The sequence below is a fragment of the Ditibartonella apis genome, from assembly GCF_001952075.1.
Classification (GTDB): domain Bacteria; phylum Pseudomonadota; class Alphaproteobacteria; order Rhizobiales; family Rhizobiaceae; genus Bartonella; species Bartonella apis.
The window spans coordinates 380,871-402,354 of the sequence record NZ_LXYU01000003.1 but is presented as its reverse complement, the minus strand read 5'-3'; the positions used below and the strand labels follow the sequence as shown (position 1 = coordinate 402,354).

General features: G+C 47.4%; 15 protein-coding genes. All 15 read right to left on the bottom strand.

Annotated elements, in window-relative coordinates:
• Positions 1 to 14 precede the first annotated feature (14 nt).
• The gene (locus PEB0122_RS08675; RefSeq protein WP_075916748.1) at positions 15 to 944 is read right to left on the bottom strand and encodes a DMT family transporter; all 930 of its coding nucleotides are present in this window, start codon (positions 942 to 944) and stop codon (positions 15 to 17) included.
• A complete protein-coding gene (gene ligA / locus PEB0122_RS08670; protein ID WP_075916879.1) occupies positions 937 to 3,096 on the bottom strand; it encodes an NAD-dependent DNA ligase LigA in 2,160 nt (719 codons plus the stop codon). Before ligA ends, PEB0122_RS08675 begins: the two co-directional genes overlap by 8 nt.
• Before the next feature lie 795 nt (positions 3,097 to 3,891).
• On the bottom strand, positions 3,892 to 5,559 hold the full coding sequence (gene recN / locus PEB0122_RS08660; protein WP_075916746.1) for a DNA repair protein RecN: 1,668 nt from the start codon (positions 5,557 to 5,559) through the stop codon (positions 3,892 to 3,894).
• Between the two features lie 6 nt (positions 5,560 to 5,565).
• Complete coding sequence (locus PEB0122_RS08655; protein WP_075868688.1) at positions 5,566 to 6,459, bottom strand: outer membrane protein assembly factor BamD; 894 nt, start codon at positions 6,457 to 6,459, stop codon at positions 5,566 to 5,568.
• Positions 6,460 to 6,682: 223 nt separating this feature from the next.
• Positions 6,683 to 7,576, bottom strand: a complete 894-nt coding sequence (gene lpxC / locus PEB0122_RS08650) for a UDP-3-O-acyl-N-acetylglucosamine deacetylase (RefSeq protein ID WP_075916744.1) — start codon at positions 7,574 to 7,576, stop codon at positions 6,683 to 6,685.
• Positions 7,577 to 8,358: 782 nt separating this feature from the next.
• Positions 8,359 to 10,143 carry a cell division protein FtsZ gene (ftsZ, locus tag PEB0122_RS08640; RefSeq protein ID WP_075916740.1) on the bottom strand — a complete coding sequence of 595 codons (1,785 nt, stop codon included), beginning with the start codon at positions 10,141 to 10,143 and terminating at the stop codon, positions 8,359 to 8,361.
• A 71-nt stretch (positions 10,144 to 10,214) separates the two neighbouring features.
• Entirely contained in the window at positions 10,215 to 11,513 is a 1,299-nt protein-coding gene (gene ftsA / locus PEB0122_RS08635) for a cell division protein FtsA (RefSeq protein ID WP_075916738.1), read from the bottom strand.
• The gene (locus PEB0122_RS08630) at positions 11,510 to 12,439 is read right to left on the bottom strand and encodes a cell division protein FtsQ/DivIB (RefSeq protein ID WP_083639709.1); all 930 of its coding nucleotides are present in this window, start codon (positions 12,437 to 12,439) and stop codon (positions 11,510 to 11,512) included. Before PEB0122_RS08630 ends, ftsA begins: the two co-directional genes overlap by 4 nt.
• The gene (locus PEB0122_RS08625) at positions 12,406 to 13,326 is read right to left on the bottom strand and encodes a D-alanine--D-alanine ligase (RefSeq protein ID WP_075914219.1); all 921 of its coding nucleotides are present in this window, start codon (positions 13,324 to 13,326) and stop codon (positions 12,406 to 12,408) included. The genes PEB0122_RS08630 and PEB0122_RS08625 overlap by 34 nt, the downstream gene beginning before the upstream one ends.
• A gap of 843 nt (positions 13,327 to 14,169) precedes the next feature.
• Positions 14,170 to 15,144, bottom strand: coding sequence for a UDP-N-acetylmuramate dehydrogenase (gene murB, locus PEB0122_RS08620; RefSeq protein ID WP_083639710.1), 975 nt, complete (start codon positions 15,142 to 15,144; stop codon positions 14,170 to 14,172).
• Positions 15,145 to 15,155: 11 nt separating this feature from the next.
• On the bottom strand, positions 15,156 to 16,565 hold the full coding sequence (gene murC, locus PEB0122_RS08615; protein ID WP_075916736.1) for a UDP-N-acetylmuramate--L-alanine ligase: 1,410 nt from the start codon (positions 16,563 to 16,565) through the stop codon (positions 15,156 to 15,158).
• Positions 16,562 to 17,686 (bottom strand): undecaprenyldiphospho-muramoylpentapeptide beta-N-acetylglucosaminyltransferase, encoded by a 1,125-nt coding sequence (gene murG, locus PEB0122_RS08610; protein ID WP_075916734.1) that lies wholly within the window; start codon positions 17,684 to 17,686, stop codon positions 16,562 to 16,564. The genes murC and murG overlap by 4 nt, the downstream gene beginning before the upstream one ends.
• 1 nt (position 17,687) lies before the next feature.
• Entirely contained in the window at positions 17,688 to 18,833 is a 1,146-nt protein-coding gene (locus PEB0122_RS08605; protein ID WP_075916732.1) for an FtsW/RodA/SpoVE family cell cycle protein, read from the bottom strand.
• 182 nt (positions 18,834 to 19,015) lie between these two features.
• Positions 19,016 to 20,407, bottom strand: a complete 1,392-nt coding sequence (gene murD / locus PEB0122_RS08600; RefSeq protein ID WP_075916730.1) for a UDP-N-acetylmuramoyl-L-alanine--D-glutamate ligase — start codon at positions 20,405 to 20,407, stop codon at positions 19,016 to 19,018.
• A gap of 5 nt (positions 20,408 to 20,412) precedes the next feature.
• Positions 20,413 to 21,483: a phospho-N-acetylmuramoyl-pentapeptide-transferase gene (gene mraY / locus PEB0122_RS08595; protein ID WP_075868714.1), complete on the bottom strand. Its 1,071-nt coding sequence runs from the start codon at positions 21,481 to 21,483 to the stop codon at positions 20,413 to 20,415.
• Position 21,484: the final 1 nt, after the last annotated feature.

Sequence of the window (21,484 nt, the reverse complement as noted above, 5' to 3'; positions counted from 1 at the left end):
AGGTTTCTTTCGCGTTACTTCACAACGATTTTTGCTGTCTTTACCTGTTCGCGGAAGAATACAAACAAACCGCTTCCCACTACCAGAGCAGCACCAACCAACGTCAATATATCCGGCATATCACCGAAGACAATATAGCCGATGATAACCGACCATACGAGCTGCAAATAGTTGAACGGCTGAACCACTGTAAGAGGCGCAAGGCTCAACGCTTTGATCATTAAAAAATGACCGACAACAGAGGTAAAGCACAAAGCCACGAGTATCCATACATAATGGCTATCCATATGAACCCAGAAGAACGGAAGCCCCAGATTCATAACAACAAGCCCGACAAGCCCGACATAGAAAAACGAAGTTTGTGGCTTGTCAATACCGCCAACAAGGCGTGTCAAAGCCATGTAAAGGGCGAAAAACAATGCCGCAACGAGTGCCCAGATTGCACCCACCGATAATACACCACTTCCAGGTCGCAGCATAATCAAAATACCGACAAAGCCGATAACCAGCGCACACACTCTTCTCCAGCCAACTTTTTCCTTCAACAGAAATACCGCTATGATCGTACCAAAAAGCGGATAGGACTGGAAAATGGATGTCGCTTCGGCAAGTCCCATAACACGAAAAGCCAAAGCAATGGCAATGAGTTCCAGAAGAAGCAACAGACCACGCAAACATTGGACAATCGGGCGCTTGCTTTTGATATTGGCAATAAGCCCCCCACCTGCCGTTTTAGCCATATAGACACCGGCGAGGAAAAACACCCAATAGCGCACCATAACAATAAAAGTAGCCGGATAGTTATGAACCAGCGTTTTGGTCATGGCATCCTGACAGGCAAAAATAACGGTTGCAGCAAGTGCAAGGCAGATGCCTAAAATATAACGTGGCTCTGTCGATGGCGCGATTTTTGCGTGAAATTCCGGTGGCGCCGCTTTACGCATCTTCCTCACCAATCAGTTTGAACCACTGATCTTCGTCAATGATTTGCACACCCAACTCCTGTGCTTTTGTCAATTTTGAACCTGCTCCGGGGCCAGCCACGACAAGATCTGTCTTCTTCGAAACAGATGCGGCAGTTTTCGCCCCCAATCTTTCTGCCATTGCCTTTGCTTCGTCACGGGACATGCGCTCCAGCGAACCGGTAAACACAATTGTTTTGCCCTGTACGGGCGACCCGTCGGTAACCGGCAAAACTTCATCCAAAGGAGTGACTTCGGCAAGCAAGGCTTGCAAAATATTGCGGTTATGTTCCTCACCATAGAAATCGACAACAGCTTCGGCAACAATAAAGCCTATGCCTTCAATATTGGTGAGCTCGTTCCATGCATCATTTCCGCTTTCGCCGCTATTTTCTTCCGGATAACGTGCCGCCAAAGCAACCTTTTCGAAAGCATTATAGCTTTTATAAGCTCGTGCAAGTCTTCTTGCATTGACTTCGCCAACATGGCGAATACCCAAAGCGTATAAAAACCGGCTTAGCGGTATTTGCCGGCGGGCATTGATTGCATCATAAAGTTTATGAACCGATGTGCGTCCGAAACCTTCAAGATTTTCCAATTTACTCAATGCTGTCTTCTGGCGCGTTTCAAGAGTAAATATGTCAACGGGGCTGCGGATTGCCAAATTCTTGTCTTCAGTATTGAAGAAAAATTCAACCTGTTTTTCACCAAGCCCCTCTATGTCAAAGGCATTGCGGGAAACAAAATGACGTATGCGCTCCATTGCTTGCGCCGGACAAATAAGGCCACCTGTACAACGACGAACGGCCTCCCCCTCTTCCCGCACTGCGTGACTCCCGCAAGCTGGACAAATATGGGGAAAGACATAAGGCTCGGCCGTCTTCGGGCGGCGCTCTTCCACAATATCGACAATTTGCGGAATAACGTCACCGGCGCGTTGGATGACTACCGTGTCGCCAACTCGAATATCCCTGCCGCCCCGGATAGTTTCCCCTTTATTGCCAATACCCTTGATATAATCTTCATTATGAAGTGTAGCATTGGTAATCACCACGCCACCAACCGTAATCGGTTCGAGACGGGCAACCGGTGTCAAGGCACCTGTGCGCCCCACCTGAATATCAATGGCTTTCAGAATGGTCATAGCCCGTTCAGCCGGAAATTTATGGGCAATTGCCCATCTTGGAGAACGCGAAATAAAACCGAGCCGCTGCTGGAGCGCAAGGTCATTGACCTTATAGACCACACCATCAATATCATAGTCAAGATCGGCACGTTGTTCTTCGATTGCATGAAAATGTTCAAGCAGCCCGTCGGCCGAATGAAAGAGTTTCGTTAAAGGATTAACTGTAAAACCGTAAGAGCGGAAGACATCCATCATACCCAATTGCGTATCGGCCGGCATGCGGCTGACCTCGCCCCAGGCATATGCGAAATATTTGAGTTTACGCCGCGCGGTAATGCTGGCATCAAGCTGGCGCAAGGAGCCAGCAGCAGCATTTCTGGGATTGGCAAAAACCTGCTTGTGTTCAGCTTCATGGCGCTCGTTCAGCGCCTGAAAATCGGCGTGCGCCATATAGCATTCGCCCCTAACCTCGATAAGATCGGGATAATTGCCTTTCAAAACATGTGGAATATCGGAAATCGTCAACGCATTGGCGGTAACATTTTCACCCACCGTTCCGTCACCGCGGGTTGCTGCTGTTACGAGTTTTCCGTTTTCATATCGTAAAGACAGTGACAAGCCGTCAATCTTCGGCTCGGCGCTGATATCAAGCTCGTCATCATCTTTCAGCCGCAAAAACCGCCGGATACGGTCAACAAAATCGTAAACATCCTGATCTGAAAAAGCATTATCAAGCGAAAGCATCGGGATGCGATGACGCACTTTTTCAAATTTTTCGGAAACCTTGGCGCCAACTTTGCGGGAAGGCGAATCCGGCCTGATCAATTCCGGAAAACGCTGTTCAATGGCGTTGTTACGCCGGCGGAGCGCATCATATTCGCCATCCGATATTTCCGGCTGATCCTTGGTATTATATAAATAATCATGGTGGGCAATTTCTTTTGCCAACCGTTCCAGTTCCAGTTTTGCCTGTTCGGCTGTAAGATCATCAACTGAAATATCTTGCATCATCGGTTTCCAGAATTCTTAAAAATAAGCCTGACAATATCATCGCTAACCGTTTTCTATTTCATGAAAACAAACATTGAATATGGCCCATTTTTAATATGTGACCATATGTTTAGCGGATAAAATGCGAAAGAACCACAACCAACCATTGGTGCCACACTTTTATTTTATCAATTTATCGACATTCCGCTGAAGCCATGAACAATTTGACGGAAAAATCGAACTCGTTGCTTACTGTCGGTTTGATGAGAAAATACATCGCATTTCTCGAAGACCATACCTCTAGCAAAATAACAGATACGTAAAACTTCGCAAAATCGACTTTCTGGAACTTTTTCCATAGATAAATCAAATCCTCCCGACTTCGGCATAATGTCCGGACTTTTGATAAAAATAGAATTCCGTTGGAATAGAGGTCAGTCGTCGTTGTTTTTATTGCCGAATATTAAAAAGAATGATGAACACGGTACCCGGAATATCCGACAAGGAAACAAAACTATCGGTCAAAAAAATATGCAGGTCGACCTTTCCTTGTTTCTGATTGTTTCCGGATTCACTTGGCCGTAATGTTGGCTTTAGACAGCTATTTCTTCAAGATTTGCTGCAAGATTATGCGGCACTATTATAACGCATTCCGGCTTTTCTGATGCGAATGATCCAACCTTTTTTCAAAATCATATAGCCAGTCGCTTGATGAATTAGCCAGCCGCTTGACTTCGATTGATTAAACGAATTGCCGAACAACAGACTTTGAAATCGTTGAGCTTTTACGCCGCTACTTAAATTTGGTGTTTTCTATTTTGCATTAAGCAGTTTCAATGCCGCGGCGCGGGCTTCATCGGTAATATGTTCGCCTGCAAGCATGCGTGCAATTTCCTCGGCGCGTTCATCCATGTCGAGTTTATGGACACGCGTAATCAGGCGGTCACCATCCCCATGTTCGGATTTGGATATCAGGAAATGGCTGTCGGCACGGGCAGCCACTTGTGGCGCGTGGGTTACAGAAAGCACTTGTACACCTTTGGCAAGTCTAGACAGCCTCTGCCCGATAGCGTCGGCAACTGCACCGCCGACCCCGGTATCAATTTCATCAAAGACCAGTGTCGGAGCAGACTCCCGATCGGCAAGAGCCACTTTCAAAGCCAAAAGAAAACGCGACAATTCACCGCCCGAGGCCACCTTCATCATCGGACCTGCTCGTGTTCCGGGATTTGTGCGCACCCAATATTCAACCCTGTCTATTCCTTCGGGCGTACGTTCATCTTTGTTGCTCTCAATATTGACGATAAATTCCGCACGTTCAAGCTTGAGAGCAGGCAATTCGGCCATGACGGCTTTTGTCAATTCTTCTGCCCGTTCATGCCGTTTTTGCGAAAGCCGTCCGGCCGCCTTGTCATAATCGGCAAGGGCTGCAGCAACTTCTTTTTCAAGTTTTCCGACGGTTTCCTCGCTCTCATCAATATCTTTCAAATCCTGATCCATCTTGTCGCGCAACTCCGACAGATTGTCGGCTGGAACATTATATTTACGTGCGGCGGCACGCAAAGCAAACAACCGTTCTTCGACATTGCTTAATTCTTGCGGGTCAAAATCGAGAGCGCTCATGGCTGCATCAACGCTATCTTGTGCAAGGGCCAAAGCTTCAAGCGCATTATCGATTGAATCCACGATCGGTTTGACAAGTTCTTCTGCTTCGGGAATTTTCCTTTCAAGCCGCCGAACGAGATTTGCCAAAACCGGAACCGGTGATTGCGCGCCGTTCAACATATCTCCGGCCTCATTGATGTCGCCTGCAATTTTTTCGGCTTTCATCATATCGGTACGCCGGATTGCCAAACTTTCTTCTTCCCCAGCCTCGGGGCTAAGCTTATCCAGTTCTTCAACAGACGAGCGCAAATAGTCCGCCTCGCGCAAAGCTTCTGCAACTTTTTCGCGATGTTTCTTCAACGTTGTTTCGAGATCATGCCAATGGCGATAACGTTCTCTCACCGCGTTAAGGTCATCGTCTACACGTCCATAGGCATCAAGAAGATCGCGATGGGAGGCAATATCGACAAGCGCACGATCGGCGTGCTGCCCATGGATTTCAACAAGCTCATGGCCAACGTCACGCATCAGAGCAACGCTTGCCGCCTGATCGTTAATGAAAACTCGCGAACGACCATCCGAAGACTGGATGCGGCGAAGGATAATATCACCTTCGTCATCAAGGCCATTTTCTTTGATAAGTTTTCTGGCAGGGTGGTCAATCGGCACATCAAAAACAGCCGTTACCTGCCCGCTTTCTGCACCATGGCGCACAAGGGAAGCATCACCTCGCCCCCCGAGTGCAAGCGAAAGCGAATCAAGCAGAATAGACTTGCCGGCACCGGTTTCACCAGTGAGTACCGACAGGCCCGTTTCAAAGTTGATATCGAGCCTTTCGATCAGAACGATGTCGCGGATCGAAAGCTGTACAAGCATCTAGGGTCAAGAGCCTTTTTTCAGACCGGTTTTATTCAAAGCGCGGGATATCCACGATCCTTTGTTTTCCTGAGGAGCGACACCACCCTTTTGCAGCAGGTTGAAGGCATCCTTATACCATTTGCTTTCCGGATAGTTTTGTCCAAGAACGGCAGCAGCCGTTTGCGCTTCCGATGTTAAACCCAAAGCATAGTTTGCTTCTGTCAAACGATAGAGCGCTTCCTCGATCTGGTTTGTATTCGAATATTCTTCGACAACGGTGCGGTAACGCTTGATAGCCGAAAGATATTGCTTACGCTCCTGATAATAGCGGCCAATCTGCATTTCTTTACCGGCAAGCTGTTCGCGGCCGAAACGTATCTTGGTCTTGGCATCATCGACATATTCCGAATTCGGATAGCGGTCGACAACTTCCTGCATAGCGGCAATTGCGCGCTTTGTGTCTTTCTGGTCGCGCGTAATATCGGGAATCTGTCTGAAGTAGGAAAGGCCGATGATGTAATAGGCGTATGCAGCTTCTTCGGATGTCGGATAAAGGGCAATATAGCGCTTGGCCATATTGACCGCTTCATCATAGTTGCCTTTGCGGTAATTGGTGAAAGCCCCCATGACCAGAGCTTTACGAGCCCATTCGGTATAAGGATGCTGGCGATCAACCGCATCGAATTTTTTTGCAGCTTCGCTCAAACGACCTGCATCAAGGTTGGCCAGAGCCTGATTGTAAAGAACATCCGGCGGATCGATCTTTTCGACATACGATGTCAAATCGACATCTTTATCTTTTTTCGAACAACCGGCTGTCAGGCATACGCTGCCAAGCATCAGCCCGATCAGGACTTTACGTACGATAGTGGATTTTTTGCTTCCAGCATCCATAATATACGAATTCAACTTCGTCATGCTCTCTCCGGCCTTCCGGCATTCCCTTGTTTATCAAAACCCAAAAGACAACACCGGGAACATGTCCTTGCCCGAATAGAAGTCATGGGAGGTTATAACCAGCTATTATCAACCTATAACATTAACATTGGATTAGCCGATTTTTACTCACTCGGTCAATCATTCGTTATAGACTGAATTATGGCAATTCCCTGAAAACTAAAGTATTGGAAGTCAATTTCCATCAAAATTCTTTGGTCTCGAATGCGGAAGTATCCTGAAGCAACGCTTTTACGAGCTTCGCATTCAGCGAATGTCCACCGCGAAAAGAACGGAAAAGACCTATAAAAGGTGAACCTGTCAATGCTGTATCACCAATGGCATCCAACAATTTATGGCGAACAAATTCGTTTTCATAATAGGTTCCGCCAGGGTTTATCACCTTGTCATCTGCATCAATAACAATTGAATTTTCCAGGGAGGAACCGAGTGCCATACCAGCAGCCCATAAAGTTTCCACATCTTTGAGAAAGCCGAATGTGCGGGCTTTTGAAATCTCTTCCTTGAACTTTTCCGGCTCGCAATCAAAAACGAATGTACTCTTTCCGATTATCGGCGTTGGAAATTCGATCGAAACATCAAAACGTCTACCTTCAAACGGCTCGATCTCGGCAAAACCGGTCGCTGATTCGACTCGTACAGTTTTTTTTATGACAATAAATTTGCGTTTGGCCTTCTGGTTGACGATGCCTGCCTCGTCAAAAGCTTTAGAGTAACTCCATGATCCCCCGTCGAGAATGGGTAGTTCGTTCTGTGATACTTCAATATGAAGGTTATCTAGATTATAGGCGCTGATTGCGGCCATCAGATGTTCGATCGTTTCAACACGCACCGCGCCCGTTCCCAAGCTCGTCGAACGCTCGGTTGCTCCGGTTTCTGCCGAGATGGCACGGAATTTCTTTTTTTCACCTGTCGGGGTCGATCTTATAAACACGATCCCCTCGCCGACTTCTGCCGGATGGATTATCACAGTCGAGGCAAGTCCGCTATGAACACCGTGTCCGCTTAACGTAACAGACTTCGCCAAAGTCGACTGGTAATGGGGATCAAAATGAGAATTCTTATGTTTGCCAACCATAGTTGAAAGATTTTCCCTTTGTGAGGCTTATCGAAACTTTCTTTCACATAGCACTATTGTCAACAATCTTCGACATTGAATTTCGTTTCTCTTCATCCAGCGCAAAAATCGCCTTTTGATTTACCGGAATTTGTACATCGGATATCTTTTAACCTGTCTATTTGTGAACCGCAGTTTCTTGCAGGTTCGAAATCCGAAAATCCACTTTTGCATCGGCGTGCATTTCACCAGTTTGAAATGAGAAAAATTCTAACCTCTTTTTTCTCGGTTTCACTTCAATTTAAACAAATTCTTTCCGCATTTATTAAAGGTAGTCACACCGCATTCCCGACTTTAGCCATTTCAAGCTTTCATTGTTATTTTATTGGAATGAGCGATTATGCAACGACAGAGCCTCTTTCCAAACTCTTGCATACGTTCGGCGAGTTATCGAACCCCGAAATCAATAAAAAAGCAAAAACGTGGCCACGCGATACAATGAATAGCTTCATGAATTAACCTCCCGAAGAGATAATGTATTGACTGATGGTCGGTCGAATTTCCGCTGTCTCTATCACTATATTTTCAAAAATCTGTTCCCGAGCGTGCTTGCCATAAAATCAGCAATCGTTCATGATAAGCTCATTTAAAAACCGGAATTAATAAAGAAAAATTAGGAAAAATTTATAAAACGCAAAAAAAACCGCTGTTTAAAAAAACAGCGGTAATTTTGAGAAGGTTATTGGGGCTTTTTATTATATCGGCTTTCCATTCCGGAAAGCCGAATTATTATTACCATTTATTCAGTTTGCCTGACGGCGCAGAAAAGCCGGAATTTCCAACTGTTCTTCTTCACTGACAGGTTGCCGTTGTTGCGTCTGAGGGCGCATTTGCGGTTCAGCCGCCTGCTGACGGCGCGGTGCATAAACTGCAGCGTCAGATGAAAGCTGACGGCGATTTTCCTGTGCGGGTAAGACCGGCTCACGATTTTGCTTGCGTTGAGGTTCCAACCGTGCAGTCGGTTCCTCGTCACGATGGATAAGGCTCTGTGTCAGTTTCTGCCAGAGGCTACGTGGTCCCTGCTGAGCCGGTTGACGATGTGCTGCCGCATTGGCTTTTTCGCGGGCAACCGACGGAAAATCACGCAATTCCGGCATTCTGACAGGTGCAGGACGCGATTGCGGTGCCGGTTGTTTTTCACGCATTGACGGCACTTCCGTCATTTCGTCGAGTACGCGGGCTGTTGCTTCCATGTTAACCGGCGCAGCAGATGCTTGCGGTTGTGCCAAGCGCGGAGCCTGCTGCATACGCGGTGTTTGCGGCATTTGCTGCGGTTGTGCATGCACTGTAGACGAAGCCTGGATTTGTGGGTTGGCGCGCTGGGGAATAGCATTGCCATTTGACATCGGCGTTTTGAAAATTTCGCTTTGCGGACGGAACGGTTCTTCAACCGGTCTATTCATTTCCAGTTCGAGAGCTTCCATAACTTCAACCATTGGCTGGGCCTTGGTGCCAGACAACTGTGCCTTAGGACCATTTTGCGGAGCAGCCGAATTTTCGAGTTTACGAACCGGACTTGCAATTTGGCTTCCTTGTCCGTCGGTATCGGCGCCTTCTACATTCGCGCGATCAATGCCGGTTGCAACAACCGAAACGCGGATGACACCTTCAAGCGACTCGTCGTCAATGGCACCAAAAATAACATTGGCATCGGCATCGACTTCTTCGCGGATGCGGTTTGCAGCCTGGTCAACCTCGAACAAGGTAAGATCGCGACCACCTGTAATCGAAATCAACAAGCCGCGTGCACCGCGCATTGATGTTTCATCAAGCAACGGATTGGCAATGGCCGCTTCCGCAGCAGCAAGTGCACGATTTTCACCGGAAGCTTCACCGGTTCCCATCATTGCACGACCCATTTCATGCATGACCGAACGTACGTCGGCAAAATCAAGATTGATAAGGCCTTCTTTGATCATCAGATCGGTGATCGAAGCAACGCCCGAATAAAGCACCTGATCGGCCATCATGAACGCATCGGCAAAAGTTGTCTGTTCATTTGCAATGCGGAACAGGTTCTGGTTTGGAATAACAATCAATGTATCAACACATTTTTGCAATTCCTCAATGCCTGCTTCGGCAGTTTTCATGCGACGGGCACCTTCAAATTGGAAGGGCTTGGTCACGACACCAACTGTCAGAATGCCTTTTTCTCTTGCTGCACGGGCAACCACTGGTGCTGCACCGGTTCCGGTGCCACCCCCCATACCACAAGTGATGAAGACCATATGCGAATTACCAAGATGATCGACAATCTCGTCGAGACATTCTTCGGCAGCCGCCTGACCAACTTCCGGAAGTGCACCGGCGCCCAGACCTTCGGTTACCGCTGCACCAAGCTGGATCACACGATCAGCCTTTGACATGGTAAGCGCTTGCGCATCTGTGTTGGCGACAACAAAATCAACACCTTGTAATCCGGCATTGATCATGTTGTTGACTGCATTACCGCCGCCACCACCGACGCCAAAAACAGTGATGCGTGGCTTCAATTCTGTAATATCTGGCCCGTGCAGATTGATTGTCATTGTCTTTTCCTTCTCAATAAGTACACCGCAAAGCCCTTAGCGGTAGAATTTTAAAAACATAACTCAACAACTCAAAAACTCTCGCGCAGCCATTGGCCTACGCGTTGAAACCGTCCCCCCGTACCAGTCTTGAGTTGACCGATCGTATGGACAATTTTTTCCTCGAAACTTGTTGTCTGCGGATAGATCATCAAACCGACGACTGCCGAGAAAGCAGATCCTTTTGCCAAAGTCGGCAGCCCCGATACTCCGAGTGGACGGCCGACCCGCACATTGCGTCCCAATATTTTTCTCGCCGTTTCCGGCAAACCAGTTAACTGGCTCCCGCCGCCAGTCAACACGATACGCTTTCCAATGACATGACCGAAGCCCGAGCGGTTCAAACGGTCACGCACCATTTCAAGAATTTCTTCAACCCGTGCCTGAATAATCCGGGTAAGCACAGCGCGCGGATATTGCATTTCACTACGCTCGTCGGCAATCGGCGAAATACTGATCATATGGCGGTCATCGACGCCTCCGGGAAGTGTCGACCCGTGCATAACCTTGAGCCTTTCGGCATCTTCAAGAGGCATCGAAAAACCGCGGGCAATATCAAGTGTTACATGATTGCCGCCAACAGGAATGGCATCGGCATGAACAAAACGGTTATCCGAAAAAACAGAAAATGTCGTGGTGCCACCACCAATATCAATGCAGGCAGCGCCCAAACGCGCTTCATCATCGACCAGAACTGCAAGGCCACTTGCAAATGGTGTTGCAACCATTGCTTCAACACTGATGTGGGCACGATTGATGCAGGCTTCCAGATTTCGCAACGGTACAGTTTCTGCGGTTAGAACATGAACATCTACGCCAAGCAAATTACCGGTCATTCCGACAGGGTCGGAAATGCCTTTTTCACTATCCAGCGAATAACTAAGAGGTATTGAATGAACAATATGACGATCAAGCTCGAAAGCCTTTTGCGAAGCACTCGCCAGAACCGAGCGGACATCGCGCAAAGAAACTTCACGACCGCTTACATCATATTCACCATGAACGACAACGCTTCTCAAGCGGGCAGACGAAAAATTGACGATCAGTGAATCGACAATGAGGCCAGCCATTTTCTCGGCTGCATCAACTGCCAAGCGAACAGATTGTTCGGCTGCTGCCATATCCATGACGACGCCGGACTTTATTCCACGAGAGCGCTGTACACCGAACCCCAATATTTCGATATGGTGCGTGCGGCCGGGAAGATATTGCATATGATCAAACGGGCGCAAACGGGCAATGACACAAACAACCTTGCTTGACCCCATATCAAGCACCGTCAACAGGCGTGCCTTGCGCAATCCGTTATGGCCTGAACCAAGCAAATTCATGCGTGACCTGCCTTCTGCGCCTTCAAGCGACGCTCTTCTTCCTTAACAACGTTATTGCGTCGTTCCACTGCCTCGTCCGACAGTGCAACGGTAATACGATCAGGAAGCCGTAAATCAACACTCAGCACATCACGTGAAAAAAGCCCTTGTTCCTTATCTGCTTTGACTGCATCGGCAAGTCTCGCCATAGCATTGACTTCCGGCAATTTGATGCGAACACCATTATCAAGAAGTACATCCCAACGTCGGTCACCAACACGTATATAAGCCCGTACATGTTCCTGAATTTCGGGAAAAGCTGCTAATTCATGTACAAAGCCCGATGCTTTTTTATCGGCACCAATACCGACAACAAGTGGTAAATCACCAGCAAGACCGGGCTTGAAAGGAACGATAACCCTGCCGTCATTATCGATAATGTCAAGGTCATCGCCATGTTGCCAGACGGCGTATGGCTGGCGTTCGACAAGCGAAACACGTACGCGATCGGGATAGATTTTTTGCACATCAACCGATTGCACCCACGGCAATTCGCTTAAAACTTTACGCGCTTCAACAGCATCAAAACCTATCATTGAAGTTTCGCCGTCAAGTCCAAGCGCCGAAAGAACGTCAAGTTCCGACATTCTGTTATTGCCGGCAATCTCCACATCTTCAACTGCAAAACCGAATGTCGAGGTAGTAGCTTTCACCACCTCATCGGTGTGGCCACCGGCTGAAATACCATAGAGAGCCGTTGCCCCTAAAAAAAGAACTGCTGCAAACGTGCCAAAATGGCGTGGCAGCTCGATATCGGCCAAAACGAGTTGCGAGACAGTACGCCGCAACCGCCTGTAGAGGCGGGGCAAATTCGACATGACAGGCGTCGAAAAACCATCTCCGTTCTGACTGTTCAACGCATACACGACGCGTCCTCCACCATCCATTTTACGAGGTCACCAAATGAAAGACCTGAAACTTTCGCCATATCGGGAACAAGTGATGTCGGTGTCATTCCGGGTTGCGTATTGATTTCCAACCAGACCAACTCACCCTTTTCCTCGTCATAACGAAAATCCGAACGGCTAACACCCTTGCACCCTAATGCCTGATGTGCCGCTACCGACATCCTTTGCACATTTTGGTAAATATTTGGTGAAAGTGATGCAGGACAAACGTGTTTTGACCCGCCCGGTTTGTATTTTGATTGAAAATCGTAGAACTGGAATTCTTTATCCGGCACAATTTCGCAAACATCCAGTGCTTTGTCGCCCAAAACTGTGCACGTAAGCTCACGTCCGGCAACGTATTTTTCAACAATAACATCATCACCATAATGCCAGGATGAACCGGTTATTTCTGCGGGCGGTGTGTTCTGACCGGCTTTGACAATAACAACGCCGAAACTTGACCCTTCATAGACAGGCTTAATGACATAAGGTGGTTCGATCGGATGAGTTTTGCCAATTTCAAAACGGTTCATAACACGTGACGGTGCCACCGAGACGCCATTTGCCGAGGCAACAATTTTTGCCCGCCCTTTATCCATAGCAAGAGCAGATGCCAGAACACCCGAATGGGTGTAGGGAATTTGCAAAAATTCCAATATGCCCTGAATGCGCCCATCTTCACCGAAAATTCCGTGCAAAGCATTGAACGCGACATCAGGTTTTATTTCGGCCAGTTTCGAAGCAACATCACGCCCGACATCCACTTTGGTGACTTTATAGCCGACACTTTCGAGAGCTTCCGCACAGGCTGCGCCGGAGGACAAACTGATCGGCCTTTCAGAAGAAAAACCACCCATCAATACGGCAACGTGCTTGCTTGCCATGCTCAAAAGCTCCCTCAGCAACTACTATATTTAGTCCCCTTGCATCAAACCGATACAATTGATCGTTTTGAATTCCAAATCATCCTTGCGAATCAATGGACTAGCGTTAACCATAATGAATCAGAATCGGCCTTCCATGACAAGTCCTGCAAAGTGCAAGATGCTGATTCGTAAGGTGAAATTCCGTTCATCCCCTTGAAATGACTCATAGATTTTTTTCAGTTTTTTTTCATGCTTGGCTTTTTCGAAGAAGCATAAAATTCGCATCTCTGAAAAACGTGAAAATTTCAAATTGAAACATTTATATTTTTAGAAAATTTTTCTATATTTATTGCTACCAACTGTTTGCCCGCTTTCTTCACCGAAATAGTTTCCGTTTTTTGATGCGTAATGGCAATAAAAAATCATAAATAACCAAGTGTTATCATAAAATTTTCGCCTAGTGGTTTGCAAGGAAACACAGCCATTCCAAAGCAGTTTCATTTTTTCCACGCTAATATTTAATAACACTTTAAATCGTATTCTGTATTTGCTTAATCAAAATAACAAACGCATAAATTGGTTTTATGCCAAACATTTCTTATTTTATAAGAAAATTCGCAATAAATTTTATTTATAAAAAACAGATTGTATTTATTTTTAACTTATTAAAGCGTTTTGTGATGACTTGCGGCGCTTCAAAGGCAACAAGCATAGGAATGAACAAACATCGCAAGAATTGAAATAGACAGACGAGCAACCGTCCATTTCCCGAAAAATTATTCTAGTTGTTGCGATAATTTCCACTTACAGTCATCTATGGTAACTGGACGAGCCATCGTAATAAGCTCATCCTTCCATTATTTATGCGTTATCTGAAGGAGACGGCACAAATGGCTTGACTTCTTTACCGGTCACAAATTGGCCTATACGTTTGATTTCCCAATGGAGGTTAATTCCGGTTTTTTCAAACACTCGTTTCCTTACTGTTTCGCCTAAAAGCTCGAGATCATAGGCAGTTGCATTGCCGGTGTTGATCATGAAGTTGCAGTGCATGGTGCTCATCTCGGCACCACCAATTGTCAAACCACGGCAACCTGCTTCATCAATGACTTTCCAAGCCGACGTGCCCTCCGGGTTACGGAAGGTTGAACCACCGGTTTTTTCGCGGATCGGTTGAACCTCTTCACGGTGACGAATGGCCTCGTCCATGGCTTTCTTGATATCTTCCTTATTACCTTTTTGGCCTTCAAGCAGTGCTCCAACAAAGATCAAACCATCGTCGACTTTTGATTGACGATAGGAATAGTGCATATCCGATAGATTGAGGATATGGCGTTTTCCTTCGCGGTCGAGTGCATAGACTTCAACAACATGTTGCGCTGTTTCACCGCCATTCGCACCGCCATTCATCTTCAATGCTCCACCGAGACCACCCGGTATGCCACAATAAAAATGAAAGCCTGAAATTCCCGCCTCAAGGGCAACAGAAGCAAGCCTTTTATCGGTCGTTGCGGCACCGGCAAAAATACGCGTCTGCGAAACTTGCTGGGTTTCGCCGAAGCCTTTAGCCGAAAGGCGGATTGTTACGCCGGCAATGCCGCCATCACGTATCAACAAATTGGAACCGATGCCGACAATTGTTATCGGCACATCCCGCGGCAATTTTTTTAAAAAAACCGCTAGATCGGCTTCATCTGCCGGTTGATAGAAGACTTCGGCAAGGCCACCGGCTCGAAACCAGGTGACTTTGCTCATATCCACATTCGGGTGAATTCGCCCTCTTATACCTTCAAGAGAAGGTTGCAACCGCTTTAAAAGTGCTTCGCCATCTATCATCTAACTAAAACTTATTTTTTATCAAGATCTGCCAATTCATTGGGGAGAGCATAAGCCCATTGTGTAATATTGCCAGCCCCGAGGAACACAACATAATCACCGGGCTTTGCAATTTTTCTCACGATCGGAGCGATTTCTTTCGGGTCGGCAATATAACGAGCATCACGGTGGCCGGCAGTTTTGATCCGGTCAACCAGAGCTTTCGAGTTAACACCTTCAATCGGGTCTTCTCCGGCCGGATAAACCGGAGCGACGAGAATTGTGTCGGCATCATTGAAACAGGTGGCAAATTCGTCAAAAAGGTTATGAAGGCGTGTATAACGGTGTGGCTGCGCAATAGCAATCACACGACCTTTTACACTTTCACGCGCTGCTTTCAGCACAGCCTTTATTTCAACCGGATGGTGTCCATAGTCATCGAAAATTTCCACTCCGTTCCAGCTACCGGTATGGGTAAAGCGGCGTTTGACACCACCAAAGCCCGCCAATCCTTTGATAATGGCGTCATCAGAAACGCCAAGTTCGTGGGCAACAGCAATGGCTGCCGTGGCATTAAGAACATTATGACGGCCAGGCATTGGCAAAACCAGTTTTTTCATCTCGATAACCGCGCCGGTTTTACGCGAGCGGATGACAACATCGAAATGCGATTTCGGGCCTTCCATATGGTGGTTCAGAAAACGCACATCCGCCTGCGGGTTAGAGCCGTAAGTAATAACGCGGCGATCATCAATGCGGCTCACCAATGCTTGCACTTCCGGATGATCAAGACACATGACGCCAAAACCGTAAAAGGGGACATTCTCGACAAATTGCAAGTAAGCCTCACGTTCAGCCTCGAACGTGCCGTAATGGTCGAGATGTTCAGGATCAATATTGGTAACAACCGCAACATCGGCAGGAAGTTTCAAAAATGTACCATCGCTTTCGTCGGCTTCGACCACCATCCAGTCACCTTCCCCCATACGAGCATTGGTACCATAAGCGTTGACAATACCGCCATTGATCACAGTCGGGTCCATATTACCGGCTTCCAAAAGCGTGCCGATGAGTGATGTGGTCGTGGTTTTTCCGTGCGTACCGCCAATGGCAACAGCCTGTTTGAAACGCATCAATTCTGCAAGCATTTCAGCCCGCCTTACAATTGGCAAATGCCGTTCTTTGGCTGCAATATATTCCGGATTATTTTTATGAATAGCGGTTGAAACAACGACAACTTCTGCCTGCCCAAGATTATCGGCACTGTGGCCGACATGAATTTTTATTCCATGGGCGCGCAAACGCTCGACATTGGCATTGTCCGCCTGATCGGAACCTTGAACTTTATAACCAAGATTATGGAGCACTTCGGCAATACCGCTCATGCCTATGCCCCCAATTCCTACAAAGTGGATAAGGCCAATACTCAAGGGCATTTTCATGAAGTTTCTCCTTCTTTATATTCTTTTACTGTTTTGCCCGCCACCAATGCTTCTGCAAGATCTGCCAATTTTTTTGTGGCATCTCTATGACCTGCAGTTTTGGCAGCTTTTGCCTGTGTAACGAGAAGAGTGCTATTTTTGGCAACAGCATCAATCATTTTTGCAAGCTCTTGGCTATCAAGTTCTTTCTGCTGCATCACTTTAACGGCACCTGTTGCCGCGAGCCTCGCAGCATTGGCTGCCTGATCGTGATCAAGTGCGTAAGGATAAGGAACAAGCAAAGCGGGTCGACCGATTGCTGCAATTTCCGACACTGTCGAAGCGCCCGACCGTGCGATAATAAAATGTGCATCGGCAATACGCTTCGGCATATCCTCGAAAAATTCTTTAACTTCGGCTTCGACTTGGAGATTCCGATAGGTTTCCAGGAGTTCCTTATCGTCGCCCCTGACCTGCTGGACAATATGGAGGCGTTTTTTGACATCATTGCCAAGTAGTTTTACCGCCGCCGGTACAACTTCGTTGAAAAATGAAGCGCCCTGACTGCCGCCGAAAATCAGCAGATTAAATACATCAGTTCCATCAGACGGACGATATGGCTGGTTTGAGGCGTCAATCACCGCGTCGCGAACCGGATTGCCGGTTACAACAATCTTGTCTTTATACTGCCCTTCATCTTCAAGAAAACCACCGGCAATCGCATCAACCCGTGCAGCCAAAGCTTTATTGGCGCGCCCCATCACTGCATTTTGCTCGTGAATAAAAGCGCGCAAACCGATCGACTTTGCCGCATAAAGCGGTGGCAATGTGGGATATCCACCAAATCCGACGACAAGAACCGGCCGCAATTTCCTGAATAGCCGCCGTGATGCGCGCACACCTTTCAAGAGTTGCCAGAGCGTTCGTGCAACTGCGAAAGGATTTTTGCTCGTTATGGTTGCCGAGGGAATGACGTGCACATGATCATCGTCAAATGTGCGTACAAAGCGTCTCGCCCTGTCATCGGTAATCAAATGGACATCATAGCCCCGCCGGACGAGTTCGCCTTTTAAAGCTTCAGCAGCAAAAAGATGGCCACCGGTGCCGCCCGCAACCAGAACAATTGTTTTTTTATCAGTCATTTTACACCGCCGGCATAATTGTCGGTAACGACGCGGAAAGCCTTGCTTCAGGGCGTCTGCGCGTCAAGCTCAACAAGATTCCCATGGAAATCGCAATGGCCACCATAGACGAACCGCCATAAGAGATAAATGGCAAAGTCATGCCTTTTGGTGGCATCAAGTGCAAGTTCACTGCCATATTGATCATGGATTGGCAACCGAACAGAATAGCCATGCCGGCAATGGCAAAGCGGGTAAAAGAATCCCGTTCGTTCATAGCAATTTTCATGGATCTGATAACGATGAATGCAAAAAGTGCAACAATCAGCAGGCAAAGAACAATGCCATATTCTTCCGCAGCCACCGAAAATACAAAGTCGGTGTGACTATCAGGAACAATACGTTTGACAGTCCCCTCGCCCGGCCCCTGCCCGAACCAGCCGCCATGCAAAATCGCTTCGCGTCCGACATCCACCTGAAAAGTATCGCCTTCGCCGGTCAAAAACCCGTTGACACGTTCCTGAACGTGGTGAACGAAGAGATAGGCACCAAAACCGCCGACAATTGCAAGCCCGATGAACAGAATAATAATGAAAATCGGCACACCGGCAAGGAAGAACAAGCCGCCCCAAGTGGCACTGATCAGCATTGTCTGCCCGATATCGGGTTCAAGCACCAGAAGGCATGCGCATGTTGCATAAAGAATAATGGCAAGCAAAAAGCCGGGAATGCCATTTTTACGGGTCTGATCGGAAAAAAGCCATGCCGACATAACGACGAAAGCCGGTTTCATGAATTCGGATGCCTGAACGGATACGCCAAGCACGGAAATCCACCGCCTCGACCCCTTGACTTCAGCTCCGAATAATAAGGTTGCGACCAATAGAACAAGCGTTACAAGCAATAGCAGTGCACAAAACCGGCGAATGTTGCGCGGAGTAAAAAAGGAAACAAAAATCATCGTAAAAAGTGCGGGGAAGCTGAAAATGATGTGCCAACGCACAAAATAGAAGCTGTCTGCAATACCGATTTTGCTTGCAACGGTAGGACTTGCAGCAAAGGAAAGCATAATGCCAAGCCCCATTAACATGAGACAGGCTGCCAGAATTGGCCGGTCTATTGTCCACCACCAATTGGCTATCGGTCCACGGTCTGCACGAGAAACCATTTCAACCCCTTTGTCACTATCATCCAGTCAAGCACAACTTTTGCTCATTCGCCCCTTGAAATTACGCCGAAAAGGATTCCGGTTGGTTAACGTCGACTAAACTTTTTAATTATTGGACAAAAAAAATGGCTTCAGCGTTCTTAAACCGAAGCCATAAAATATAGGAGAAACAAAAGCGGAGATTACAACGCTTTTACAAAAGCCTTGAAGGCATCACCGCGAGCGCCGTAATTTTTAAACTGGTCATAGCTTGCACAAGCAGGCGAAAGCAGAACGGCCACTTCTTCCGCTTTGTCTGCCCCCGCATCCTGATGGGCTTCCTGAACAGCTTTTTCCAGTGTTCCCGACATTGAAATCGGAAATGCTCCGTTGATAGTGCGGGCGAAATCTTCCGCAGCATCACCAATGAGATAGGCTTTACGGATTTTTGGAAAATAATCTTTCAAAGCGTTAATGCCGCCTTCTTTTGCAAGACCACCGATAATCCAGTAAATATGGTCAAAGGTGGCAAGTGCCGGTGCACTGGCCTCGGCATTGGTTGCCTTGCTATCGTCGACATAAAGAGCATGGCCGATTTTTCTGACCTGCTGCATACGGTGCGGCAGCCCGACATAGGAGGCAAAGATCCGCTGCAATTCAACCGGTTTTATTTTCAAAATATCAAGGGTGGCGAGTGCCATTAACGCATTCTGGGCATTGTGGCTGCCGCGAAGCGAGGAAATTCCGGAAAGCGACAAACGTGCTTCCGGTTTGCCATTCTCCACACTAAAAAGCTCGTCTTTAACAGCATAATATCCGCTCTTCAAAACCTTGTCTTTTGATACCGGATAAACTTTATGATGGTCATGTAAAAGCTCTTCATAGATTTTTGTCGAGTTTTCATCATCAACCGCAACGAGTGCCGTTTTCGCGCCGTTTACCAGCCGTTTCTTGATTTCGCAATAATGGGCAAATGTCCCGTGCCGGTCGATATGATCTGGCGAGATATTAAGAAGAATGCCGACAGTCGGATTGATGGACGGTGTGAGATCAATCTGGAAAGACGAGCATTCAATCACATAAAAACGATTTTTCTCAAATGCTTCAAGCGACAGAATAGCGGTGCCGATATTGCCACCCATTTCCGACAATTTTCCACTCTCGTTCAATAGGTGATTGATGAGTGCTGTTGTAGTCGATTTGCCATTGGTGCCGGTAATTGCAATGAATGGCATATCCTCGTCGGAAAGTTTATGATGTTCGAGATAAGCGTTGCGCTCGCGAATAAACAGTTCGATGTCGCCGATAATTTCGACACCGGCCGCTTTTGCAAGTTTGACTGTCCAGTGGGGCTCCGGATTGGTGAGCGGCACACCGGGAGCTAGAACGAGAGCCGAAATTTTGGACCAATCGACGTTATGAAGATCGCTCACCGGTATATTCTGGCCCCGCGTTTTTTCGACGGTCTCCATCTTGTCGTCCCATGCGAGAACTTCCGCACCACCGGCAAGAAGCGATTTTGCTGTTGCAACACCCGAACCACCGAGTCCGAAGAGTGCTACTTTTTTATTTTTGAAAGAATTGACTATAATCATTTTGCTTATCTCAGTTTGAGAGTTGAAAGACCGATCAGGGCAAGTACAATCGAAATAATCCAGAAGCGTATTACAACCTGGCTTTCAGTCCAGCCTTTTTTCTCGAAATGATGATGAATCGGTGCCATGAGGAAAACGCGTTTTCCTGTCAATTTGAACCAGAACACCTGAATGATGACGGAGAGTGCTTCCATAACAAATAATCCGCCAATGACAGCAAGAACGATTTCATGTTTGGTTGCAACCGCAACAGCACCCAACATGCCGCCAAGTGCAAGCGAGCCGGTGTCGCCCATAAAAATCGCAGCCGGCGGCGCATTAAACCACAAAAAGCCTAGTCCCGCTCCGACAACAGCGCCGAGAAGAACGGTAAGTTCCCCCGAACCCGCAACATAATGGATTTGCAGGTAATCGGCAAAATTGATATTGCCGGACAAATAGGCGATGAGCGCAAATGACGAAGCGGCAACCATGACCGGAACAATAGCAAGTCCATCAAGACCATCGGTGAAGTTGACCGCGTTACCGGATCCCACCATGACAAAAGCAGCAAAGGGTATGAAAAACCAGCCAAGATTGAGCAAATAATCTTTGACAAAAGGAAGTGCGAGACCTGTTGATTCCGTATGCATAATGACGCCGGACGCTACAATAGCAATGATAAATTCCAGTGTCAGACGGGCTTTTCCCGAAAAGCCTTTTTCGCTTTGTTTGGTAACTTTGAGATAATCATCATAAAAGCCGATTGCCCCGAACGCCAACATGACGAGAAGCACAACCCAAAAATAGATATTGGCAAGGTTACACCATAAAAGTGCAGAAACCACCGTGCCACTTAAAATCATCAAACCGCCCATTGTCGGTGTACCGGCTTTTTTGAAGTGGGTTTGCGGGCCATCGGCACGAATTGGCTGGCCTTTGCCCTGACGTACTTTCAACGAAGCAATAATGCTTGGTCCGAACAGAAAAACAATAAGTCCCGACGTTAGCAAAGCCGCACCGGTGCGGAATGTGATATAGCGGAACACACCGACACCGGGCAGAATATCGGTCAGTGATGAAAAATACATCAACATG